The sequence below is a fragment of the Pseudotabrizicola sp. genome, from assembly GCF_030656345.1.
Lineage (GTDB): Bacteria > Pseudomonadota > Alphaproteobacteria > Rhodobacterales > Rhodobacteraceae > Pseudotabrizicola.
In genome coordinates, this window is the sequence record NZ_JAUSNR010000010.1 from 444,409 (window position 1) to 462,650 (window position 18,242).

Here is an 18,242-nt window from a genome sequence, read left to right on the forward strand (position 1 = left end):
TGGCGTTGTTGCAACGCCATGTCAACCCTGCGTACGGCCGGCTTTGCGCAAGTCCTGAGAAGCAAAAAACCTGGTCGCTTGCGTGCACCAGGCCGAGAAGAACGCGAATGCGATCAGGACCTTACCAGCCCAATGTCCTTGAGTTCTTGCTGAAGCTTCAATTTGTCCAGTTTTTCGATCGGCAGGGTGGTCAGCAGCGTGATGCGCCGGTTCAGGACCATGAAGGTGTCTGTGAATGCTTTGCTGATGACGTCGTCGCTACCCTTGACGGCAGCGGGGTCTTCAACACCCCAGTGCGCCGACATGGGCTGACCCGGCCAGACCGGGCACACCTCGCCGGCAGCCTTGTCGCAGACCGTCAGCACAAAGTTCATTTGCGGCGCATCGGGTGCGGCGAACTCGCTCCAGTTCTTGCTGCGCAACTGGCCCGTTTTGTAGCGGTTTCGCTCCAGCAGTTCAATGGCATACGGATTCACGTGTCCCGCGGGATGGCTGCCCGCACTGTAGCCCCGAAAGCGCCCAGCCCCCAGTTGGTTGAGGAGGGCTTCCGCCATGATGCTGCGGGCGGAGTTGCCGGTACAGATAAAAAGAACGTTGTAGATGGACGGGTTCATAAGTGCCTCAGCTGCAAGGGTTGGGGGAACGGTGTTTTGAGCAGGGAAAGCTGTGAACGCCCGGCACCTGTACGGAGGGGTGGTCGTTCACGGTGACTTTTCAGGGTTGGTTGGGGCTGGGCAAGGCCCGCTGCGTGGGCAAACCCAGTGTGAGCAGCCAGCACACCAGCAGCATCAGCGCCGAGCCCGTCAGCGCGTACAGCAAGCCGCCCCACTGATAGAGCAGGCCCGACATCAGCGTGCCGAAGAAGCGGCCGAGCGCGTTGGCGGCGTAGTAGAAGCCCACGTCCTCGGCCGCTTTCTCACTGCCAGCGTAGGCCAGGATCAGGTAGGAATGCACCGAGGAGTTGACGGCGAAGGCGAAGCCGAACAGGCCCAGGCCGCCGACCACCCACCACTGCAAATGCGGTGCTTCGAGCAGCACGGCCGCCGCGATGCCCACCGGAATCAGCGCCAGCACCAGCGACCACCAGCGCGCCGCCGGCACCTCGGCGCTCAGGCCGTCCGGGCTGCGCTTGACGATGTTGGGCGCGAGCGCCTGCACCAGGCCGTAGCCGATGGTCCAGAGCGCAAGGAAGCCGCCGACCATGGTGAAGGTCCAGCCCTGCGAATACAAAAACACCGGCACGCCGACCACGAACCACACGTCGCGCGCGCCGAACAGCGCCACGCGAGCGGCGGCCAGCGCGTTGATGCCGGCGTTTTTGGCAAACAGCTCTTTCGCCGACTTGGACGCCTTGCTCTTGCCCATGAGCGGCGGCACAAAGCCCACCACACCGGCCAACACCAGCAGCAGCAAAGCGGCCATGGCCCACAGCGCGTGCTGGAAACCCAGCGCGTCGAGCAACAAACCGCCCAAGAAAAAGCCAAAGCCTTTCATGGCGTTTTTGCTGCCGGTGAACCACGCCACCCACTTGAACAGCTGGCCCGAGCCCTGGTTTTTGGCCTGGTCGGCGGTGATCTTGATGGCCGACTTGCTGGCGGTTTTGGTCAGGTCTTTGGCCACGCCGCAAATGGCTTGCGCCACCACCACCCAGGCCACCGACATCGCCGCCGTCCACGCCGGGTTGAGCAGCGAGAGCAGGGTGAAGCCGATGATTTGCGTGACCAGGCCCACCGTCAACATGCGCTGGATGCCATAGCGCGTGGCCAGCCAGCCACCAATCAGATTGGCCAGCACGCCCGCCGCTTCGTACAGCAGGAACAAAAACGCCAGCGTGAACGGCGAATAACCCAGGCGGTAGAAGTGCAGCAGCACCAGCATGCGCAGCGCGCCATCGGTGAGCGTGAAGCCCCAGTAGGCGGCGGTGACGATGGCGTAGTTGCGGGTGGCGCTGCTGGCGCCTGGCGGTGATGCGGTGGCGTTGGGCATGTTCATCAGAGACCAGCGGCTTCCATGTAACAAGCCAGGTCCACCATGCGGCAGGCGTAGCCCATTTCGTTGTCGTACCAGGCGTAGACCTTGAGCAGCGTGCCGTCGGTCACCATGGTGGACAGCCCATCGACGATGGAGCTGCGCGTGTCGCGGGCGTAATCGGCGCTCACCAGTGGACGGCGTTCGTAGCCCAGGATGCCGGCCAGCGGACCCTTGGCGGCGGCGTCGAACAAGGCGTTGACTTCTTCGGCCGTGGTGGCGCGGTTCAGTTCGAACACGCAGTCGGTCAGTGAGGCGTTGAGCGCGGGCACGCGCACCGCGTGACCGTTGAGCTTGCCCTTGAGTTCGGGGTAGATCAGCGCAATGGCGGTGGCGCTGCCGGTGGTCGTGGGCGCCAGGTGCACCATGGCGCTGCGGGCGCGGCGCAGGTACTAGTGCGGCGCGTCCACCACCAGGTTGGTGTTGGTCGGGTTGTGCAGCGTGGTGATCTGGCCGTGTTTGATGCCGATGGCTTCGTGCACCACCTTGACCACGGGCGCCAGGCAGTTGGTGGTGCAGCTGGCGGCGGTCACGATGCGGTCGCGCGCCGGGTTGTAGAGGTGTTCGTTGACGCCGACCACGATGTTCAGCACCTCGCCCACCTTCACCGGGGCCGCCACGATCACGCGCTTGGCGCCACGGTCCAGATGGCCCTGGATCGTTTCAGGTGTGAGGAACTTGCCGGTGCATTCGAGCACCAGGTCCACGCCCAGGTCGCCCCAGGGAATGTCGCCCGGGGTGGCGTGGTTGCTAAAGGACAGGCGCTGGCCGCTGATACGGATGGCTTGCTCGCCCACGGCGGCGATGTCGGCGCGCCATTTGCCCTGCACGCTGTCAAAAGCCAGCAGGTGGGCGGTGGCGGCAGCACCTCCCTTGAGTTCGTTCAGGTGCACCACCTCCAGGCGGTTGGTGTTGCGGGGGTCGGTGGCTTCGCGCTCGGCCGCGCCGAGGGCTGCGCGCAGGGCGAGACGGCCGATGCGACCCATGCCATTGATGCCTACTTTCATGTGTCTGATCCTCAAGAGGGAAAAAATGCGCGTTGAAGAAAAAACAATTCAATAAATATTGAATTGTTGCGGTGCTTTGTGACAGGCATGTGACATCTGGCGCCCCTGCGGCTTGGTGTCATGCGGTGCTGTTCAGGCGGTTCGTGTCCATCAAGCTCAACGTCAGGTGGGGCACCACCACCACGGGTGAGAAACCACCGCCTTCGGTGCGGAAGTTGGTGGTCTGGCCGGCCCAGGTGCGGGCTGCCAGCAGTTGAATGTGCCCGCAGTAGGTGTAGGCACGCAGGTCGAGCTTGAGCCGGACCGCTTGCCCGTCTACCAGAACCAGGCGTTCGCTGGGCGGCACGGTGGTTTGCGCCACGTAATCGCCCGCCAGAATGTCGGCCCACACCCGGCGGGTGAGCTTGTCGCCCCGGTAGGCGGCGCGGGCGCCAAAGCCGGCAGCGGGTTTGAAGAACAGCTGGCGCCGCTGGGCCCACAGGGTCTCGGCATTTTCAGCGGTGACCTCCTGTGTGGACGGCACCACGGCCTGCAAAATGGCACGGTCAGCGCTGGAGACACCCCAGGCTGCAAGCTGGGCGGGGTCGGACAGGGCGATCAGGTTGCGCTTGTTGGCGTAGATCGCGTGCGCGCGGGGATGCGGCGTGACCACCGCCGTTCCAGCCAGATAGGCCTGTTGCAGGGCTTCGTGTTCGGGCTCTTGCAGGTAAAAGTCGGTCAGTCGGTTGTAGACCAGGTCCACCGCCATGCCCGGCGGCAGGGCAGGGTGCCAGAGCAGGCCATCGCGCCATTGCAGTTCACGCGGGTCGGCCACCACAGCCAGCAAGCCATGGTCCGCAAAGAGCACACGGGCCATGTCAAATTCGGGCGCCAGGTATTGTTGTGCGGGCGCGTCGTCCACGATCACCACGTTGCGCAGAGGGGCTTGGCCGCGCTGGGCACGCCATTCCGAGCGGAACATGCTTACGAACTCAGCTTCGGGTGGCGTCAGCGCCTCGCCCGGCGGGGCTTGCACCGCACCACAGCACACGCGGTGGGCGCGGGCCAGCGCGGCGTTCAGCAAGGCGCCCCCCGCGTTGCTGTTGATCTCGATCAGCTTGGGGCCATCGGCGGCCAGGTGAAAGTCATAGCCCATGAAGACGCCCGCAGGGCCCCAGTTCCGCTGGGCCATCGGGTGGGCACGGGCCAAGGCCTGGGCTTGCCAGGCGGGTAGGGCGACCACCCGTTCCAAGGCGGTCACCGCGTCTTCTATCTGGGCCCGCACGGTGGCATCCAGAAACACGGCGGTGGCTGAAAACAGGTGCGGGTGGGTTCGTGCCAGCTGGGCCGTCAGGCCTTGCAGCGACGGGCCGATTTCCAGTTGCTCGCGCAAGCGGTTGGGCTCCAGCGTCTGGCAGGCGCAGGCCACGTTCAGGGTGTCGGCCAGGTTCATTGAACCTCCCCACACACATTGCTGCTGCAAGCAGGCACCACTTCACAGGGCTCGCCCGCACAGCAGTGCTCGGTGAGGTAACCCAGCAGGTCGTTCATGCGGTCAAAGTTGGCACGGTAGATGAGGTGGCGCCCCCGCGGCTCGGTGCTCACCAACTCGGCGTGGGCCAGCTCTTTCAGGTGAAAGGACAAGGCGCTGGGCGACACGCCCAGCCGCTCTGCCATGGTGCCGGGGGTGAGGCCCTCGGGCCCGGCCACGACCAGTTCCCTGAACGCCCGCAGGCGCTGCACCTGGGCCAGCGCGGCCAGGGCGCGCAAGGTGTTGTCTTCTTGAGGTGTGCTGGTGTTCATGATTCAACTATACAAGAATAATTGAAACGTTTGAACGCCCTCTCCATCAAGCGTGTCAAGCGGGCTTTAAACAGGCGGAACTTGACAGTTCTCAATACCGCTCAGGCACCACCATCGAATCGGGCACCGGCTGGCGCAAATAGTCGGGGTTGCGCACCCGGCCCGGCAGCACCACCTCGGGCCGTGCCACTTCGGTGTAGTCAAACTGCTCCAGCAAATGGTGGATGCAGTTCAGTCGCGCCTTCTTTTTGTCCACCGCCTGTACCACCCACCACGGTGCCTCGGCAATGTGGGTGCGCTCAATCATGGTTTCTTTGGCTTTGGTGTATTCCTCCCAGCGCCGGCGCGACTCCAGGTCCATCGGGCTGAGCTTCCACTGCTTGAGCGGGTCGTGAATGCGCCCCAGAAAGCGCAGGTGCTGTTCGTCGTCGGTGATCGAGAACCAGTATTTGATCACCCGGATGCCCGAGCGCACCAGCATGCGCTCGAACTCGGGCACCGAACGGAAGAACTCTTCGACCTCGTCGTCGGTGCAAAAGCCCATGACTTTTTCCACGCCGGCGCGGTTGTACCAGCTGCGGTCAAACAGCACCATCTCGCCCGCTGCGGGTAGGTGGGCCGCGTAGCGCTGGAAATACCACTGCGTGCGCTCGCGGTCGTTGGGCGCGGGCAGCGCCACCACGCGGCACACGCGCGGGTTGAGCCGCTGGGTGATGCGCTTGATCACGCCGCCCTTGCCCGCCGCGTCGCGGCCTTCAAACAGAATCACCACCTTTTCCTTGCTGTGGGCCACCCAGTCTTGCAGCTTCACCAGCTCGCCTTGCAGGCGGAACAGTTCCCGGAAATACGCCAGCCGTTGGGCTTTTTCGTCGTCGGTGTGCCGCGATGCCACGCCGTCTGGGCCGACTGTGGCGTCCAGCAGGTTGCGGTCTTCTATTTCCAGTTCCAGTTCTTCGTCGTAGCTGTCCAGCAAGTCGCGTTCTATGCGGCGGATCAGGTCTTCGGGTGGGCTGATGTTCATGGCAGATGTTCCAGTGGTGCAGTGCGAGAACATAGCGGGCCTGTGTGACAGACGTGTGAACCCACCCGGCAGACGATAAGAAATGCCCGTGCGCTCGTCAGCCAACGCCGAAGTGGCGTTACTCAGCGTGCCCGATCTGCCGTATCAACGGATATCGGCAGTGAATTTCCAGGTGGTTTTCTGCCATGCCAGCACTTCTTCGCCCAGCAGCCAGGCCGACTGTGGGTAGCGCTTGGCCCAGCCCGGGTTGGTTGACAGTTTGAACGCGCCGGACTTGAAGCTGAGTTTGATTGACTCGTGCTCGGGCATTTGCCGGGCATGGCACAGCAGCACCGCCAGCCGCAGGCTCATGAGTTGCATGGCAAACAGATCGTCGGTCAGCGACTGCTCCAGTTTGCGCAGCTTGCCACGCTGTCCCAGCACCAACTCACTCATGCGGTGCAATTCGGGAATCGAAAACCCGGGTGCATCCACATTGTCCAGAATGTAGGCGCCGTGGTGGTAGGAACGGTCGTGTGAAATGTGGGTTCCGATCTCGTGCAAGCGCGCAGCCCAGGCCAGCTTTTGCGAATAGCGTTCGTTCTGAGCGTCCAGCGCCGCCATTTGGGCAAACAACGCCGTGCTCACCGCACTGACGCGCTGCGCCTGTGCCTCGTCTACAGAAAAGCGGGTGGCCAGCCAGCGCACCGTGCGCTCGCGCACATCGCCGCCGTCGGTGTCGCGGTCGATCAGGTCGTACAGTGCGCCCTGGCGCAGCGCACCCTGTGCGGGCACCATTTGCTGGATGTCAAACAGGTCAAAAATGGCGCGCAAAACGCTCACGCCACCGCCGAGCACCGGGCGGCGGTCTTCTTTCAGGCCTTCTACCTTGAATTGATCAATATGACCGGCTTTGATCATCCGCTCAACCAACCAGTCAAGCCCGGAACGCGTGATCACCCCGGAAGCCCAGCCGTTGACCGAGAGCAGGTCGGCCACAGCGCCCACAGTACCCGATGATCCGTAGGCCACGCTCCAATCCGCCGGGGGGAAACTGTCCAGCGCCTGGTCCAGCACGGCTTTGGCCGCAATGTCGGCCGTTTTGAAGGCCGCTGCGGTAAAAAGGCCTTTGGCGAAATAGCCGGTGGACCAGGCCACGCTGCCCAATCGGTACGACTCCATGCGGTTGGCTTGGTAGCCTTGCCCCAGGATCATTTCGGTGGAGCGGCCACCGATGTCCACCACCAGCCGTTTTTCGTCCGACTGGGGCAGTAGTCTAGACACGCCTTGGTAAATCAGGCGCGCTTCTTCGTGTCCCGACACCACCTCAATGGCAAACCCCAAAATCGCTTGGGCTTTGCGCAGAAAGTCGTCGCGGTTCTTGGCCTCACGCAGGGTTTGCGTGGCCACAGCACGCACCTGCTGTCTCTTGAAACCATGCAGGCGCTCGGCAAAGCGGGCCAGGCATTCCCAGCCGCGCTGCATGGCGGCCAGGCTCAGATTTTTGTTCTCATCCAGGCCATTGCCCTGGCGCACGGTTTCCTTGATGTATTCAATGCGCTCAATGTGGCCCGAATGGTAGCGACCGATTTCAAGTCGGAAGCTGTTTGAGCCGAGATCGATGGCCGCGAGGAGGGTACCGTTTTGCATGGAGAGTTACCGCCAGCCAAAAATACCCGGGCTGGCATTGTGCATATCGTTGAATTGCCCGGATTGTGACGCATTGCACCGGTCCAATGCCTGCAGCACCGATCGGCCGATTCGGCCATGGGCTGCCGACCACCCTGTTGCGGCGTCCCGATGGTCGGTTGTTGCGGGTCGAACGCGGTCAGGTGCTTGTCGAAGATGTGAACGCCATTGCCCAACGGCTCTGAGAGGATGAGCGGCCAAGGGGATTCGCCTGCTGAGGCTGCGAGCATGAACTCGCTGCGTGACTGTCACAAGCTTGTCACATTGGCTCCCTAGAGTCGCGGTTGTGGATTTGATTCAATAACCGAAAGGACTCTCATGAACACCAAACGTACCCTGCTCAAGACCGTGGCCGCTGCCGCCTTTGCTACCATGGCCATGGGCTCTGCCCTGGCTGCCGACATCACGGGTGCGGGCGCCACATTCCCCTTCCCCATTTACGCCAAGTGGGCCGAAGCCTACAAACAAGCCACGGGCACCGGCCTGAACTACCAGTCCATCGGTTCGTCGGGCGGTATCCGCCAGATCCGCGCCAAAACCGTGGCCTTCGGTGCATCGGATGCTCCGGTGAAGGGTGAAGATCTTGACCGCGATGGCATGGTTCAAGTCCCCGCCATCATCGGCGGCACCGTGCCGGTGTTCAACCTGGACGGTTTTGGCAAAGGCGAGCTGCGCGTGAGTGGTCCTGTGCTGGCTGAGATGTTCCTGGGCAAAATCAGCAAGTGGAACGACCCCAAGCTGGCTGCACTGAACCCTGGCAAAAAATTGCCCGACCAGACCATCACCATCGTGCACCGCGCCGACGGTTCGGGCACCACCTTCAACTGGACCGACTACCTCGCAACGGTCAGCAAAGAGTGGCTTGATACCGTGGGCCGTGGCGCTGCAGTCAAATGGCCTGCCCCGACCTCTGTGGGCGGTAAAGGTAACGAAGGTGTGGCCGCGAACGTGACCCGCACCAAAGGTGCACTGGGTTACGTGGAATACGCCTACGCCAAGAAGAACAACATTTCGGTGATGGCGCTGCAAAACAAAGACGGCAACTTCGTGATGCCAGGCGATGAGACCTTCTCTGCCGCCGCCGCCGGTGCCGACTGGTTCAGCGTGCCGGGCATGGGGCTGTCCATCGTCAACCAGCCGGGTGCCAATGCCTACCCTGTGACCACTGCTTCGTTCATCCTGATGTACAAGGAGCCGGCCGACAAGGCGCAGTCTGTTGAGGTACTGAAATTCTTTGACTGGGCATTCAAAAACGGCAAGCAAATGGCTTCCGATCTGGATTACGTGGCTTTGCCCGATGTGTTGACCAAGCAGATCCGCGAGCGCGTCTGGACGCAGATCAACACCAAGTGATTGTTCAGCGGGCCGGCCAATAACCGGCCCATGACCACCAGCATGCCATAAGGCTGCTGGTGGTTTCTTGTTCCCTCACCGTCCATTCAGGGAGCCCTTATGCCTGCAGCAGCCACCATGAACCCGACCCTCACCACCGCATCCGCCACCGACCTGCCCAGTGCCTCCATGGTGGCTGTGGCCAAGAAGCAGCGTCTGCAAGACGCCATCTTCCACCGCCTGACGCAGACCTTTTCGCTGTTGGTGCTGGTGGCGCTGGTGGGCATCATCGTTTCGCTTTTCATCAACGCATGGCCCACGTTCGCCAAATTCGGCGCCCACTTTCTGTGGTACGTGGAGTGGGACATCATCAACGATGAATTCGGTGCCGCGATTTCCATCGTCGGCACCGTCATCAGTGCCGGCCTTGCGCTGCTGATCGCGGTTCCACTGGCCTTTGGTATTGCGGTGTTTCTGACCGAAACCTGCCCCGTGTGGTTGCGTCGCCCGTTGGGTACCGCCATTGAGCTGTTGGCGGCTGTACCGTCCATCATCTACGGCATGTTTGGCTTGTTTGTATTCGCCCCGGTGTATGCCGATTACCTGCAGGTTCCGCTGCAGTCTGTGCTCGGTGGCATGCCGCTGGTGGGCTGGCTGTTTGGTGGTGCCACCAACGGCCTGGGTATTTTGGCGGCGGGCATCATCCTCGCTTTTATGGTGCTGCCGTTTGTGGCTGCCGTGATTCGCGATGTGTTCGAAATCACCCCACCCATTCTGCGCGAGTCGGCCTACGGGTTGGGCTGTACCACGTGGGAGGTGGTGAGGAAGGTCGTGTTGCCGTATACGCAGAAGGGCGTGATCGGCGGCATCATGCTGGGGCTGGGTCGGGCGCTGGGTGAAACCATGGCGGTTACTTTTGTGATTGGCAACGCCAATCGGATGCCCACCTCGTTGTTCTCGCCCGGTACGTCCATTGCCTCGGTGCTCGCCAACGAGTTCGGGGAAGCCGAAGGTTTGCACTTCAATACCTTGTTTGCGCTGGGCTTCCTGCTGTTCTGCATCACATTCGTGGTCTTGGCGATGGCCAAGTGGTTGATCATCCGCGCCGAACGGGCCAAGGGCACTTGAGCCCGGTCCCATCCGCTCCAACACACCGTCATGAAACGGGTTACACCATGCAAATGAACGCTACACCCCTTTATAAGCGCCGCAAACGCACCAACCTTGTCGGTCTGTCCTTGTCCATGACGGCCATGGTGCTGGGTCTCGTCGCGTTGCTCTGGATTCTGTTTGTGCTGTTCTCCAATGGCCTCGCTGCACTGGAACTTAGCCTGTTCACGCAGGACACTCCAGCGCCCGGCTCGGAGGGGGGCGGACTGCGCAACGCCATTGTCGGCAGTCTGATGATCGTCGGCCTTGCCGTGCTGGTGTCTACACCCATTGGCATCTTGGCTGGCGTATACCTTACCGAATACGGCGATACCAGCAAAACCGCCGAGTTCACCCGTTTCGTGACCGACATCATGCTTTCGGCGCCTTCTGTGGTGTTGGGCCTGTTCGTCTACGCCATTGCTGTTGCCACGGTCGGTAACTTCTCGGGTTACGCCGGTAGCCTGGCGCTTTCGCTGATCGCCATTCCGGTGGTCATGCGAACCACTGAAAACATGCTGCGCTTGGTACCCGGCAGCTTGCGCGAAGCGGCTTTTGCGCTGGGCGCACCCCGCTGGAAGGTCGCCACTTTGGTGACACTGCGGGCTGCCAAGAGCGGCGTCATCACTGGTTTGCTGTTGGCTGTGGCCCGCATCAGTGGTGAGACAGCACCTTTGCTGTTTACGGCGCTGAACAACCAGTTCTTCAGTACCAACATGGGTGCCCCGATGGCCAATCTGCCGGTGGTGATCTTCCAGTTCGCCATGAGCCCCTACGACAACTGGATCGATCTTGCCTGGGGCGGTGCGCTGCTGATCACGCTGGCCGTGTTGGCGCTCAACATCCTGGCTCGCGTTTTCTTCCGCGAAAAAGTTCGCGCCTGACCCCCATCTTCGACTTTGGACATCATCATGAACGCAACCGCTCGTGCACAGGCTCCTTTCCCAACGGCTGACGCGCCGCAAAAAAACGCACTGGAAGTGCGCAACCTCAATTTCTTTTATGGGAAATTTCAAGGTCTCAAAGGCGTTAACCTGAACATAGAGGAGCGCAAGGTAACGGCTTTCATCGGTCCATCAGGTTGTGGCAAGTCCACCCTGCTGCGCACGCTCAACCGCATGTACAGCCTGTATCCTGGCCAGCGGGCCGAAGGCGAGATCAACTTCTATGGCCAGAACATCCTGGACCCCAAGCAAGACTTGAATTTGCTGCGTGCCCGCATTGGCATGGTGTTCCAGAAGCCCACGCCGTTTCCCATGACCATTTACGACAACATTGCGTTTGGCGTGAAGCTGTACGAAAACCTGAACAAGGGCGACATGGATGAGCGTGTGGAATGGGCGCTGACCAAAGCTGCGTTGTGGAACGAGGTCAAGGACAAGCTTGGCCAAAATGGCATGAGTCTCTCGGGTGGTCAGCAGCAGCGTCTGTGCATCGCGCGCAGCGTGGCGGTCAAACCTTCGGTGCTTTTGCTGGATGAGCCCACTTCGGCGCTCGATCCGATTTCTACCGGCAAAGTGGAAGAGCTGGTTCATGAACTCAAGAGCGACTACACCATCGCCATCGTCACGCACAACATGCAGCAGGCCGCCCGTTGCAGCGACTACACGGCCTATATGTACCTGGGTGAATTGATCGAATTCGGTGCCACAGAGCAGATTTTCTTCAAACCCAAGCGCACCGAGACCGAGGACTACATCACTGGCCGTTTCGGCTGATCCGGTTCGACCTTCGCTGTGCCCACTTATTTTGTTTCGGGAGAGCTTTTATGAGCGACAAACACATTTCCAGCCAGTTCGATGCTGAACTGAACTCCATCTCCACCCATGTGCTCGAAATGGGTGGAATGGTTGAATCGCAATTGCACCAGGCGGTGTACGCACTGGTGCACCTGAGCCTGGAATCGGCCCATCAGGTGCTGGAAAACGAGGCAAAAATCAACCAGATGGAAGTGCAGATTGACCACGAGATCATTTCAACCATTGGGCGGCGCCAGCCCACCGCACGCGATTTGCGTTTTCTGATGGCCATTTCGCGCACCACCCAAAACTTGGAGCGTGCCGGCGACGAGGTGGCGCGCATTGCGCGCATGGTCAAATCGATTATTGAAAGCGGTTCGCCGCGCAACCTGCCCAGCTCCGAACTGCGGGTGGCTGCCGATCTGGCCGCCGCGTTGCTGCGCAAATCGCTCGACTCGTTCGCCCGGCTCGACACCACCATGGCGGTGGCCATCATCAAAGGCGACGATGAAATTGATCAGGAGTACGACGGTTTTCTGCGCAAACTCATCACCTACATGATGGAAGATCCCCGCACCATTTCCCCCAGCCTGGACCTGCTGTTCCTGGCCAAATCGATCGAGCGCGTGGGTGACCATGCCAAAAATATCGCCGAGCAGATCATCTTTATCGTCAAAGGCGAAGATGTGCGTCACACGTCGATGCACAACGTGGAATCGGTCGCCAGATGAGTGAAGTACGCAGCTTGGGAGGGGAGTCATGAGGAAGCTCCCCCGTGTCTTGGTGGTGGAGGATGAGCCGGCCATTGCCGAGTTGATCGCGGTCAACCTGCGCCACAACGGTTTTGCGCCTACGGTGGTGTTCGACGGTGCAGCCGCGCAGCGTGAAGTCGATGCGGTGTTGCCCGACGTGATCTTGCTTGACTGGATGTTGCCTGGAGAGAGTGGCGCTTCACTGGCGCGCCAGTGGCGCAAGCAGGAACGTACAAAAACCGTACCCATCCTCATGCTCACGGCGCGCAGCGATGAGTCGGACAAGGTTCAGGGGTTGGACGCGGGTGCCGACGACTACATCACCAAGCCGTTTTCCACCCAGGAATTGTTGGCGCGCATCCGCGCTGTGTTGCGCCGGCGTGCGCCTGAGATTGTCAACGACTCGGTACAGGTCGGTGAACTGATGCTTGATGCTGGCACCTACCGTGTCAGTTTTCGTGGACAGGAGCTCAAGGTCGGACCGACCGAATTCAAGCTTTTGCACTACCTCATGAAGCACGCAGAAAGGGTGCATACCCGTGGTACGCTGCTTGACAAGATATGGGGGGACCATGTCTTTATCGAGGAGCGAACTGTGGATGTGCACGTCAAACGTTTGAGGGAATCACTGGGTGAAGCCGCCACTATGGTGGAGACCGTGCGGGGTGCGGGTTACCGCATCACGGCAGTCAATCACACGGGTCGCCCGGCACAGGACACCAATTCGCCGATCGCATGACCCGTCGTGCGATTGAGTTGCTGTTCCTGGTGGCGCTGGGAGCGGTGTGGGGTTGGGCACAAGAAGCCGCGTCCTGGACCTTTGCGGGCGCCTTGGTGGGTGCCTTGGTCTGGAGTATTTTTGACGGCTTGCGGGCGCGCAATGTGCTGCTTTGGCTTAACAAAGCCGACGCTGCACGCACCCCCAATATCTCGGGCACCTGGGGTGAAGTGGTGGAGCGCATCCGAAAGCTGATCAAGAAGCTGGAGAAAAAAGCCCAGAACAGCGACGCTCGGCTGGAAGACTTTCTTGCCGCTATTCAGGCATCGCCCAATGGCGTGATTCTGCTTGACTCGGCGGGTCGCATCGAATGGTCCAACCTGACCGCAGCCAGCCAACTGGGTTTTGATCCGCAGCGCGATCTGGGGCAGTACGTTCGCAACTTGGTGCGTGCGCCGGCTTTTGTGTCTTATCTGGCTGGGGGCGATTTTTCTTCCGAGATCCAGATTGACGGCCCAGGCGTCCGGCCGTCGCAGCCCTCCAAGATTTCACTGCAGATCCATCCCTACGGCAAAAAACGCAAGCTCATGCTCACCCGCGATGTGACGGCCGTGCAATTGGCCGAAGCTATGCGCCGGGACTTTGTGGCCAACGTTTCGCATGAAATTCGGACGCCGCTCACCGTGTTGAGTGGTTTCGTGGAAACCATGCAGACCATTCCTCTGGAAGAGCCTGACCGCGAACGCTACCTGGGCCTGATGAGCCAGCAGGCGCAGCGCATGCAAACGTTGGTGAGCGACTTGTTAACGCTCTCCCGGCTTGAAGGCAGTCCGGCCCCGGGTCCAGGGGAGTGGATATCCAGCGACGAGTTGCTGGGCCACGTGATCCAGGAAGCACGTGGGCTTTCTCAGGCCATTGCCAAGCCACCGCATGCCATTGCGCCGCTGGAGACGACAGCTTTCTGGGTTTCCGGTGCCAAAACCGAATTGCTCAGCGCCATGTCCAATCTGTTGAGCAATGCGGTGCGCTACACCCCAGGGGGAGGGCGTATCGAGGCGGGTTGGCGTTTGCGGAAAGATGGTTTCGGCGAATTCTTTGTTCAAGACACCGGCCCCGGTATTGCAGCGGAGCACCTGCCCCGTCTGACCGAGCGCTTCTACCGTGTGGACCGCAGCCGGTCCCGCGAAACCGGTGGCACGGGCCTCGGCCTGGCCATTGTGAAACACGTGACGCAGCGCCACGGCGGGCAGGTGGAGGTGCAAAGTGTGCTCGGCCAAGGCTCCACGTTCGTGATTGTTCTACCGCCTACGCGTGTGCGTGCTCGGGTGACGGGCTGATGCTTGATCTTTACACCGTGCTGCCCTTCGGTATCGTCACCGCAGGTGTTTCTTACCCGTCCACCCGCTGATAAACCAGCAAGCTTTCCTTGCTGTCGCTCAATCGCCGTATGGTGGCCTTGTAAGCCCATTGCGTGAGGTCGACGCGTTGGTCCAGCGTGTGTCGGTTGCTGGGGGTCACCACCAACGTACGGCAAGCAGGCGCTGGGCCGCTGGTGCTGCGTTTCAGCGTCAGACTGCCGTGGTACTGCAGTGCAGCAATTTGTGCCTGCGAGAGCCCGTCAACCAACACGCAGGTTTGCGGTGGCACCATGCTGGCAATGCGGCGCGAGATCGGGCCGTAGCTGCGTCCAAAGTCCAGCAGCGGCAGCCACAGCGTCATGAGCAACAGCCAGCACAAGGTGCTGCCTGCGGCGGGCAACACCAGGCTTTTCCAGATGGCTTCGCGGTGCTTGCCTACGCGCCAGGCCACGAGCCAGATCCAGGCCCCGGTGGCCAGCGCGGCTACCGCAAACAAAAACAGGGAGAACTCGGGCACGTAGCCGGGCGCCAGTTTCGCCACGTTGGCTGCCGGCTTGGCGGGTACCCCCGTCACCATGGCGAACCAAATCACCCAGATCATCAGCCCGCAGCCGCTAAAGAAGAGCAGTGTGAACCAGTCGATCAGCGCCGATACGCTGCGCCGCAGCGTGGGCAGTGCAAAGGCAGCCAGCGCAGCCAGCGCAGGCAGTGCCAGCAGCAGGGCGCGGTCCCGTTCGGGCGACAAGAGGCTGTCAACCACGCTGACTGTTGCAGCCCACAACGGCAGTGCGACATGGGGTTGAAGCAATTTCTGGCGCCAGCGCCACAGCGTCCACAGTACCAGTGGCCATGCTGGCCAAGTGAACCAGAGCAGCAGGCGCCCCCAACTGCTCCAGTTGACATCGCTCAGAGGGGTTTGAAGTTTGGCCGCAGGCACCAGTCCGGCCAAAGCCGAACCAAGCAGCACCAGCACCAGCAGCGAAGTCGCCCACAACAAGGGCTTGTGCCATGTCGGAGTTCCCTTGTCTTGCGCTCCGTAGCCCGACAGGTCGTTCGCTGCTTGCCGGGCGCGATGTGCCAGAAACACAGCCAACAAAAGGCCTGAGCCCAGCCATGCGGTGATCCAGGGCGCTCCACTGAGCACCAGTGCCAAAGCCGACAGCGCCCACACAGCGAGCGTGCGTGCTGCCGTGCGCATGTCGGTTTGTGCCAGCGTGGCTGCGCTGTACAACATGGCTGAAACCATGGCGAGCCGTGCCAAGTCTGGCGTGGTTTCATGCGACAACTGGGCCAAACCCAGGCAAGCCACCAGAGCCAGCAGGCCGGCGTCTGCCATGGCGCGTGCGTAGTCGGTGGGCTTCGCTTCACCGCCAAACGCAAAGCTCACGGGCTGTGCAGCGGGTTGGCGCGCCAGCTGGTACACGGCGTACCAGGTGCAAACCAGGGTGAGTGCCAGCAGCAGACCAAAGGGCAGTCTCGCCGCCATATCGGCGGGCAAGAACGGCAGCAGTTGGATGAACAGCGCGCCCAACCAGTAAGGCAGTGGACCAGCTTCTTCAGCCGCGATACCCAATACCTGCGGCTGCCACCAACTGGAATGGCCCGCAGCCATTTCCAGCATGACGCCAAAGGCGGTGACATCGGCGTTTTTCCAGGGCTCACGCCCGAGAAAGCCCGGCAGCACATAGGCCACACAGAAAAGAATGAGCGCGAGCCGTGGCAGGCGGCGCACAGCCGACTGGCTGACGATAGCAGGGGTGCTGGTGTTCACTGCGCAGAATATACAGGGCGTTTCATGGGCCTGAGCAACCGGTATAGGGGCCGGGCCCGCGGCATGCGTGCGGGCTGATCAAGGTCGAAAAGGTAAAAAAAAACAGCCGGTGAACCGGCTGTTTTTTGCGGGAGCGTACCGAAAACCGGGTGCGGTTCGGACGTTGACCGGCTTACTCGGCGGCAGGTGCTGGCGCAGCGGCTGCAGCGGTGCCCTTGCCGTAACGGTTGCGGAAACGCTCAACGCGGCCGCCCATGTTGTCCACGCTCTTCTGGGTGCCGGTGTAGAAGGGGTGCGATTCGCTGGAGGTATCCAGCTTGAACAGCGGCAATTCGCGACCGTCTTCCATTTTGACCATTTCTTTCGTGTTGGCGCAAGAGCGTGTCACGAATTTGAAGCCGTTGGAGAGGTCAACGAAGCAGACTTCGCGGTAGTTGGGGTGAATGCCGTCTTTCATGACGTTTCCTTAAGTTCAGGTGCGACAGCCGCGGGAAAACCGTTTTCCCGTACTTGCCAGCAAGTTGCAAAGCCTTTGATTATAGCCAGGGAAAATGGAAAATCCGGAATCAACCGCCCCGACGCATCATGTCGAAGAACTCGGAGTTGTTCTTGGTCGACTTCATGCTCTTGAGCACCATCTCCATCGCCTCGATTTCGTCCATGTTGTACATGAACTGGCGCAAGATGCGGGTCTTTTGCAGAATCTCGGGTTGCAGCAGCAGTTCTTCGCGGCGGGTACCGCTGCGGTTGAGCTGAATCGATGGAAAAACCCGCTTTTCGTACAGGCGGCGGTCCAGGTGGATCTCGCAATTGCCGGTGCCCTTGAATTCTTCAAAGATCACCTCGTCCATGCGGCTACCGGTGTCCACCAGCGCGGTGGCGATGATGGTGAGCGAGCCACCTTCTTCGATTTTGCGTGCAGCGCCAAAGAAGCGCTTGGGCCGCTGCAGGGCGTTGGAGTCCACCCCGCCACTCAGTACCTTGCCCGACGAGGGCAGTACGTTGTTGTAAGCGCGGGCCAGGCGGGTGATCGAGTCCAGCAAAATCACCACGTCTTTTTTCAGCTCGACCAAGCGCTTGGCGCGCTCGATCACCATTTCGGCCACGTGCACGTGGCGTGTGGCCGGTTCGTCAAAGGTGGAGGAGATCACTTCGCCCTTGACGGTGCGCTGCATCTCGGTGACTTCTTCGGGGCGCTCATCGACCAGCAGCACCATCAGCGTGACTTCGGGGTAGTTGGCCGCCAAGGCGTGGGCGATGGTCTGCATCATCACCGTTTTGCCGCTCTTGGGCGGGGCCACGATCAGGCCGCGCTGGCCCTTGCCGATGGGCGCGATCAGGTCGATCACGCGGCCGGTGATGTTTTCTTCGGTCTTGATCTCGCGCTCGAGCCGCATCTGCTGCTGCGGAAACAGCGGCGTGAGGTTCTCGAACATCACCTTGTGCTGGTTGTGCTCGGGCGACAGGCCGTTGATTTTGTCGAGCTTGTTGAGGGCGAAGTAGCGCTCGCCGTCTTTGGGCGTGCGCACCTCGCCTTCGATCATGTCGCCGGTGTGCAGGTTGAAGCGCCGGATCTGGCTGGGCGAGATGTAGATGTCGTCGGTGGAGGCGGTGAAGCTGGTGTCCATGTTGCGCAGGAAACCAAAGCCGTCGGGTAGCACCTCGAGCACGCCGTCGGCAAACACCTGCTCGCCGGTCTTGGCGCGCTTTTTGATGATGGCAAACATCAGCTCCTGTTTGCGCATGCGGCCGGTGTTTTCGATTTCCAGCGCGTCGGCCTGCTTGAGCACTTCCGAGACGTGCAAGGCCTTGAGTTCGTTAAGGTGCATGGGGTGAGCTCCTGCGAGGAGTCGGGGAAATAGGGGTACGGAAATACAGGGATTTGGCTGCAGGACAGTGCGACCCGGATGGGTGGGC

General features: G+C 61.1%; 17 protein-coding genes and 1 pseudogene. 8 read left to right on the forward strand and 10 right to left on the reverse strand.

Annotated elements, in window-relative coordinates; all coding sequences use genetic code 11:
* Positions 1–113 precede the first annotated feature (113 nt).
* The 7 genes and pseudogenes from Q7J44_RS05900 to ppx all read right to left on the reverse strand — a co-directional run bounded on the left by Q7J44_RS05900 (position 114) and on the right by ppx (position 7,467).
* Positions 114–614 (reverse strand): arsenate reductase ArsC, encoded by a 501-nt coding sequence (locus Q7J44_RS05900; protein ID WP_304877924.1) that lies wholly within the window; start codon positions 612–614, stop codon positions 114–116.
* 100 nt (positions 615–714) lie between these two features.
* Positions 715–1,992: an organoarsenical effux MFS transporter ArsJ gene (gene arsJ, locus Q7J44_RS05905; protein ID WP_370692961.1), complete on the reverse strand. Its 1,278-nt coding sequence runs from the start codon at positions 1,990–1,992 to the stop codon at positions 715–717.
* Positions 1,992–3,035, reverse strand: a pseudogene (locus tag Q7J44_RS05910) (ArsJ-associated glyceraldehyde-3-phosphate dehydrogenase). Before Q7J44_RS05910 ends, arsJ begins: the two are co-directional and overlap by 1 nt.
* A gap of 118 nt (positions 3,036–3,153) precedes the next feature.
* A complete protein-coding gene (locus Q7J44_RS05915; protein ID WP_304877926.1) occupies positions 3,154–4,467 on the reverse strand; it encodes a hypothetical protein in 1,314 nt (437 codons plus the stop codon).
* Complete coding sequence (locus Q7J44_RS05920; protein WP_304877927.1) at positions 4,464–4,817, reverse strand: helix-turn-helix transcriptional regulator; 354 nt, start codon at positions 4,815–4,817, stop codon at positions 4,464–4,466. Before Q7J44_RS05920 ends, Q7J44_RS05915 begins: the two co-directional genes overlap by 4 nt.
* Before the next feature lie 91 nt (positions 4,818–4,908).
* A complete protein-coding gene (gene ppk2 / locus Q7J44_RS05925) occupies positions 4,909–5,838 on the reverse strand; it encodes a polyphosphate kinase 2 (protein ID WP_304877929.1) in 930 nt (309 codons plus the stop codon).
* A 144-nt stretch (positions 5,839–5,982) separates the two neighbouring features.
* Positions 5,983–7,467: an exopolyphosphatase gene (gene ppx, locus Q7J44_RS05930; protein ID WP_304877930.1), complete on the reverse strand. Its 1,485-nt coding sequence runs from the start codon at positions 7,465–7,467 to the stop codon at positions 5,983–5,985.
* A gap of 86 nt (positions 7,468–7,553) precedes the next feature.
* On the opposite strand from ppx, the gene Q7J44_RS05935 reads away from it, so the two are divergent.
* The 8 genes from Q7J44_RS05935 (at position 7,554) to phoR (ending at position 14,533) form a co-directional block, all read left to right on the forward strand.
* Positions 7,554–7,691: a hypothetical protein gene (locus Q7J44_RS05935; protein WP_304877932.1), complete on the forward strand. Its 138-nt coding sequence runs from the start codon at positions 7,554–7,556 to the stop codon at positions 7,689–7,691.
* 133 nt (positions 7,692–7,824) lie between these two features.
* Positions 7,825–8,859 (forward strand): phosphate ABC transporter substrate-binding protein PstS, encoded by a 1,035-nt coding sequence (pstS, locus tag Q7J44_RS05940; protein ID WP_304877934.1) that lies wholly within the window; start codon positions 7,825–7,827, stop codon positions 8,857–8,859.
* Between the two features lie 117 nt (positions 8,860–8,976).
* Complete coding sequence (pstC, locus tag Q7J44_RS05945; RefSeq protein WP_304877936.1) at positions 8,977–9,966, forward strand: phosphate ABC transporter permease subunit PstC; 990 nt, start codon at positions 8,977–8,979, stop codon at positions 9,964–9,966.
* A 47-nt stretch (positions 9,967–10,013) separates the two neighbouring features.
* Positions 10,014–10,871 (forward strand): phosphate ABC transporter permease PstA, encoded by an 858-nt coding sequence (gene pstA / locus Q7J44_RS05950; RefSeq protein WP_304877938.1) that lies wholly within the window; start codon positions 10,014–10,016, stop codon positions 10,869–10,871.
* Between the two features lie 27 nt (positions 10,872–10,898).
* Positions 10,899–11,705: a phosphate ABC transporter ATP-binding protein PstB gene (gene pstB, locus Q7J44_RS05955; RefSeq protein ID WP_304877940.1), complete on the forward strand. Its 807-nt coding sequence runs from the start codon at positions 10,899–10,901 to the stop codon at positions 11,703–11,705.
* A gap of 50 nt (positions 11,706–11,755) precedes the next feature.
* Positions 11,756–12,457 carry a phosphate signaling complex protein PhoU gene (phoU, locus tag Q7J44_RS05960; protein WP_304877942.1) on the forward strand — a complete coding sequence of 234 codons (702 nt, stop codon included), beginning with the start codon at positions 11,756–11,758 and terminating at the stop codon, positions 12,455–12,457.
* A gap of 28 nt (positions 12,458–12,485) precedes the next feature.
* Positions 12,486–13,217 carry a phosphate regulon transcriptional regulator PhoB gene (gene phoB, locus Q7J44_RS05965; protein ID WP_304877944.1) on the forward strand — a complete coding sequence of 244 codons (732 nt, stop codon included), beginning with the start codon at positions 12,486–12,488 and terminating at the stop codon, positions 13,215–13,217.
* Positions 13,214–14,533: a phosphate regulon sensor histidine kinase PhoR gene (gene phoR, locus Q7J44_RS05970; RefSeq protein ID WP_304877946.1), complete on the forward strand. Its 1,320-nt coding sequence runs from the start codon at positions 13,214–13,216 to the stop codon at positions 14,531–14,533. Before phoB ends, phoR begins: the two co-directional genes overlap by 4 nt.
* Positions 14,534–14,585: 52 nt before the next feature.
* Here phoR and Q7J44_RS05975 read toward each other — a convergent pair whose 3' ends face one another.
* The 3 genes from Q7J44_RS05975 to rho form a co-directional block, all read right to left on the reverse strand.
* Positions 14,586–16,325, reverse strand: coding sequence for a hypothetical protein (locus Q7J44_RS05975; protein ID WP_304877948.1), 1,740 nt, complete (start codon positions 16,323–16,325; stop codon positions 14,586–14,588).
* A 172-nt stretch (positions 16,326–16,497) separates the two neighbouring features.
* Positions 16,498–16,782 (reverse strand): type B 50S ribosomal protein L31, encoded by a 285-nt coding sequence (locus Q7J44_RS05980; RefSeq protein ID WP_304877950.1) that lies wholly within the window; start codon positions 16,780–16,782, stop codon positions 16,498–16,500.
* A gap of 109 nt (positions 16,783–16,891) precedes the next feature.
* Positions 16,892–18,154 carry a transcription termination factor Rho gene (rho, locus tag Q7J44_RS05985; RefSeq protein WP_304877952.1) on the reverse strand — a complete coding sequence of 421 codons (1,263 nt, stop codon included), beginning with the start codon at positions 18,152–18,154 and terminating at the stop codon, positions 16,892–16,894.
* Between the last annotated feature and the right edge of the window lie 88 nt (positions 18,155–18,242).

Bases quoted from the DNA above. Each gene is read 5' to 3' on its own strand.
- Q7J44_RS05900 (WP_304877924.1), bottom strand. From the start codon at position 614: ATGAACCCGTCCATCTACAACGTTCTTTTTATCTGTACCGGCAACTCC.
- arsJ (WP_370692961.1), bottom strand. From the start codon at position 1,992: ATGAACATGCCCAACGCCACCGCATCACCGCCAGGCGCCAGCAGCGCC.
- Q7J44_RS05915 (WP_304877926.1), bottom strand. From the start codon at position 4,467: ATGAACCTGGCCGACACCCTGAACGTGGCCTGCGCCTGCCAGACGCTG.
- Q7J44_RS05920 (WP_304877927.1), bottom strand. From the start codon at position 4,817: ATGAACACCAGCACACCTCAAGAAGACAACACCTTGCGCGCCCTGGCC.
- ppk2 (WP_304877929.1), bottom strand. From the start codon at position 5,838: ATGAACATCAGCCCACCCGAAGACCTGATCCGCCGCATAGAACGCGAC.
- ppx (WP_304877930.1), bottom strand. From the start codon at position 7,467: ATGCAAAACGGTACCCTCCTCGCGGCCATCGATCTCGGCTCAAACAGC.
- Q7J44_RS05935 (WP_304877932.1), top strand. From the start codon at position 7,554: ATGCCTGCAGCACCGATCGGCCGATTCGGCCATGGGCTGCCGACCACC.
- pstS (WP_304877934.1), top strand. From the start codon at position 7,825: ATGAACACCAAACGTACCCTGCTCAAGACCGTGGCCGCTGCCGCCTTT.
- pstC (WP_304877936.1), top strand. From the start codon at position 8,977: ATGAACCCGACCCTCACCACCGCATCCGCCACCGACCTGCCCAGTGCC.
- pstA (WP_304877938.1), top strand. From the start codon at position 10,014: ATGCAAATGAACGCTACACCCCTTTATAAGCGCCGCAAACGCACCAAC.
- pstB (WP_304877940.1), top strand. From the start codon at position 10,899: ATGAACGCAACCGCTCGTGCACAGGCTCCTTTCCCAACGGCTGACGCG.
- phoU (WP_304877942.1), top strand. From the start codon at position 11,756: ATGAGCGACAAACACATTTCCAGCCAGTTCGATGCTGAACTGAACTCC.
- phoB (WP_304877944.1), top strand. From the start codon at position 12,486: ATGAGGAAGCTCCCCCGTGTCTTGGTGGTGGAGGATGAGCCGGCCATT.
- phoR (WP_304877946.1), top strand. From the start codon at position 13,214: ATGACCCGTCGTGCGATTGAGTTGCTGTTCCTGGTGGCGCTGGGAGCG.
- Q7J44_RS05980 (WP_304877950.1), bottom strand. From the start codon at position 16,782: ATGAAAGACGGCATTCACCCCAACTACCGCGAAGTCTGCTTCGTTGAC.
- rho (WP_304877952.1), bottom strand. From the start codon at position 18,154: ATGCACCTTAACGAACTCAAGGCCTTGCACGTCTCGGAAGTGCTCAAG.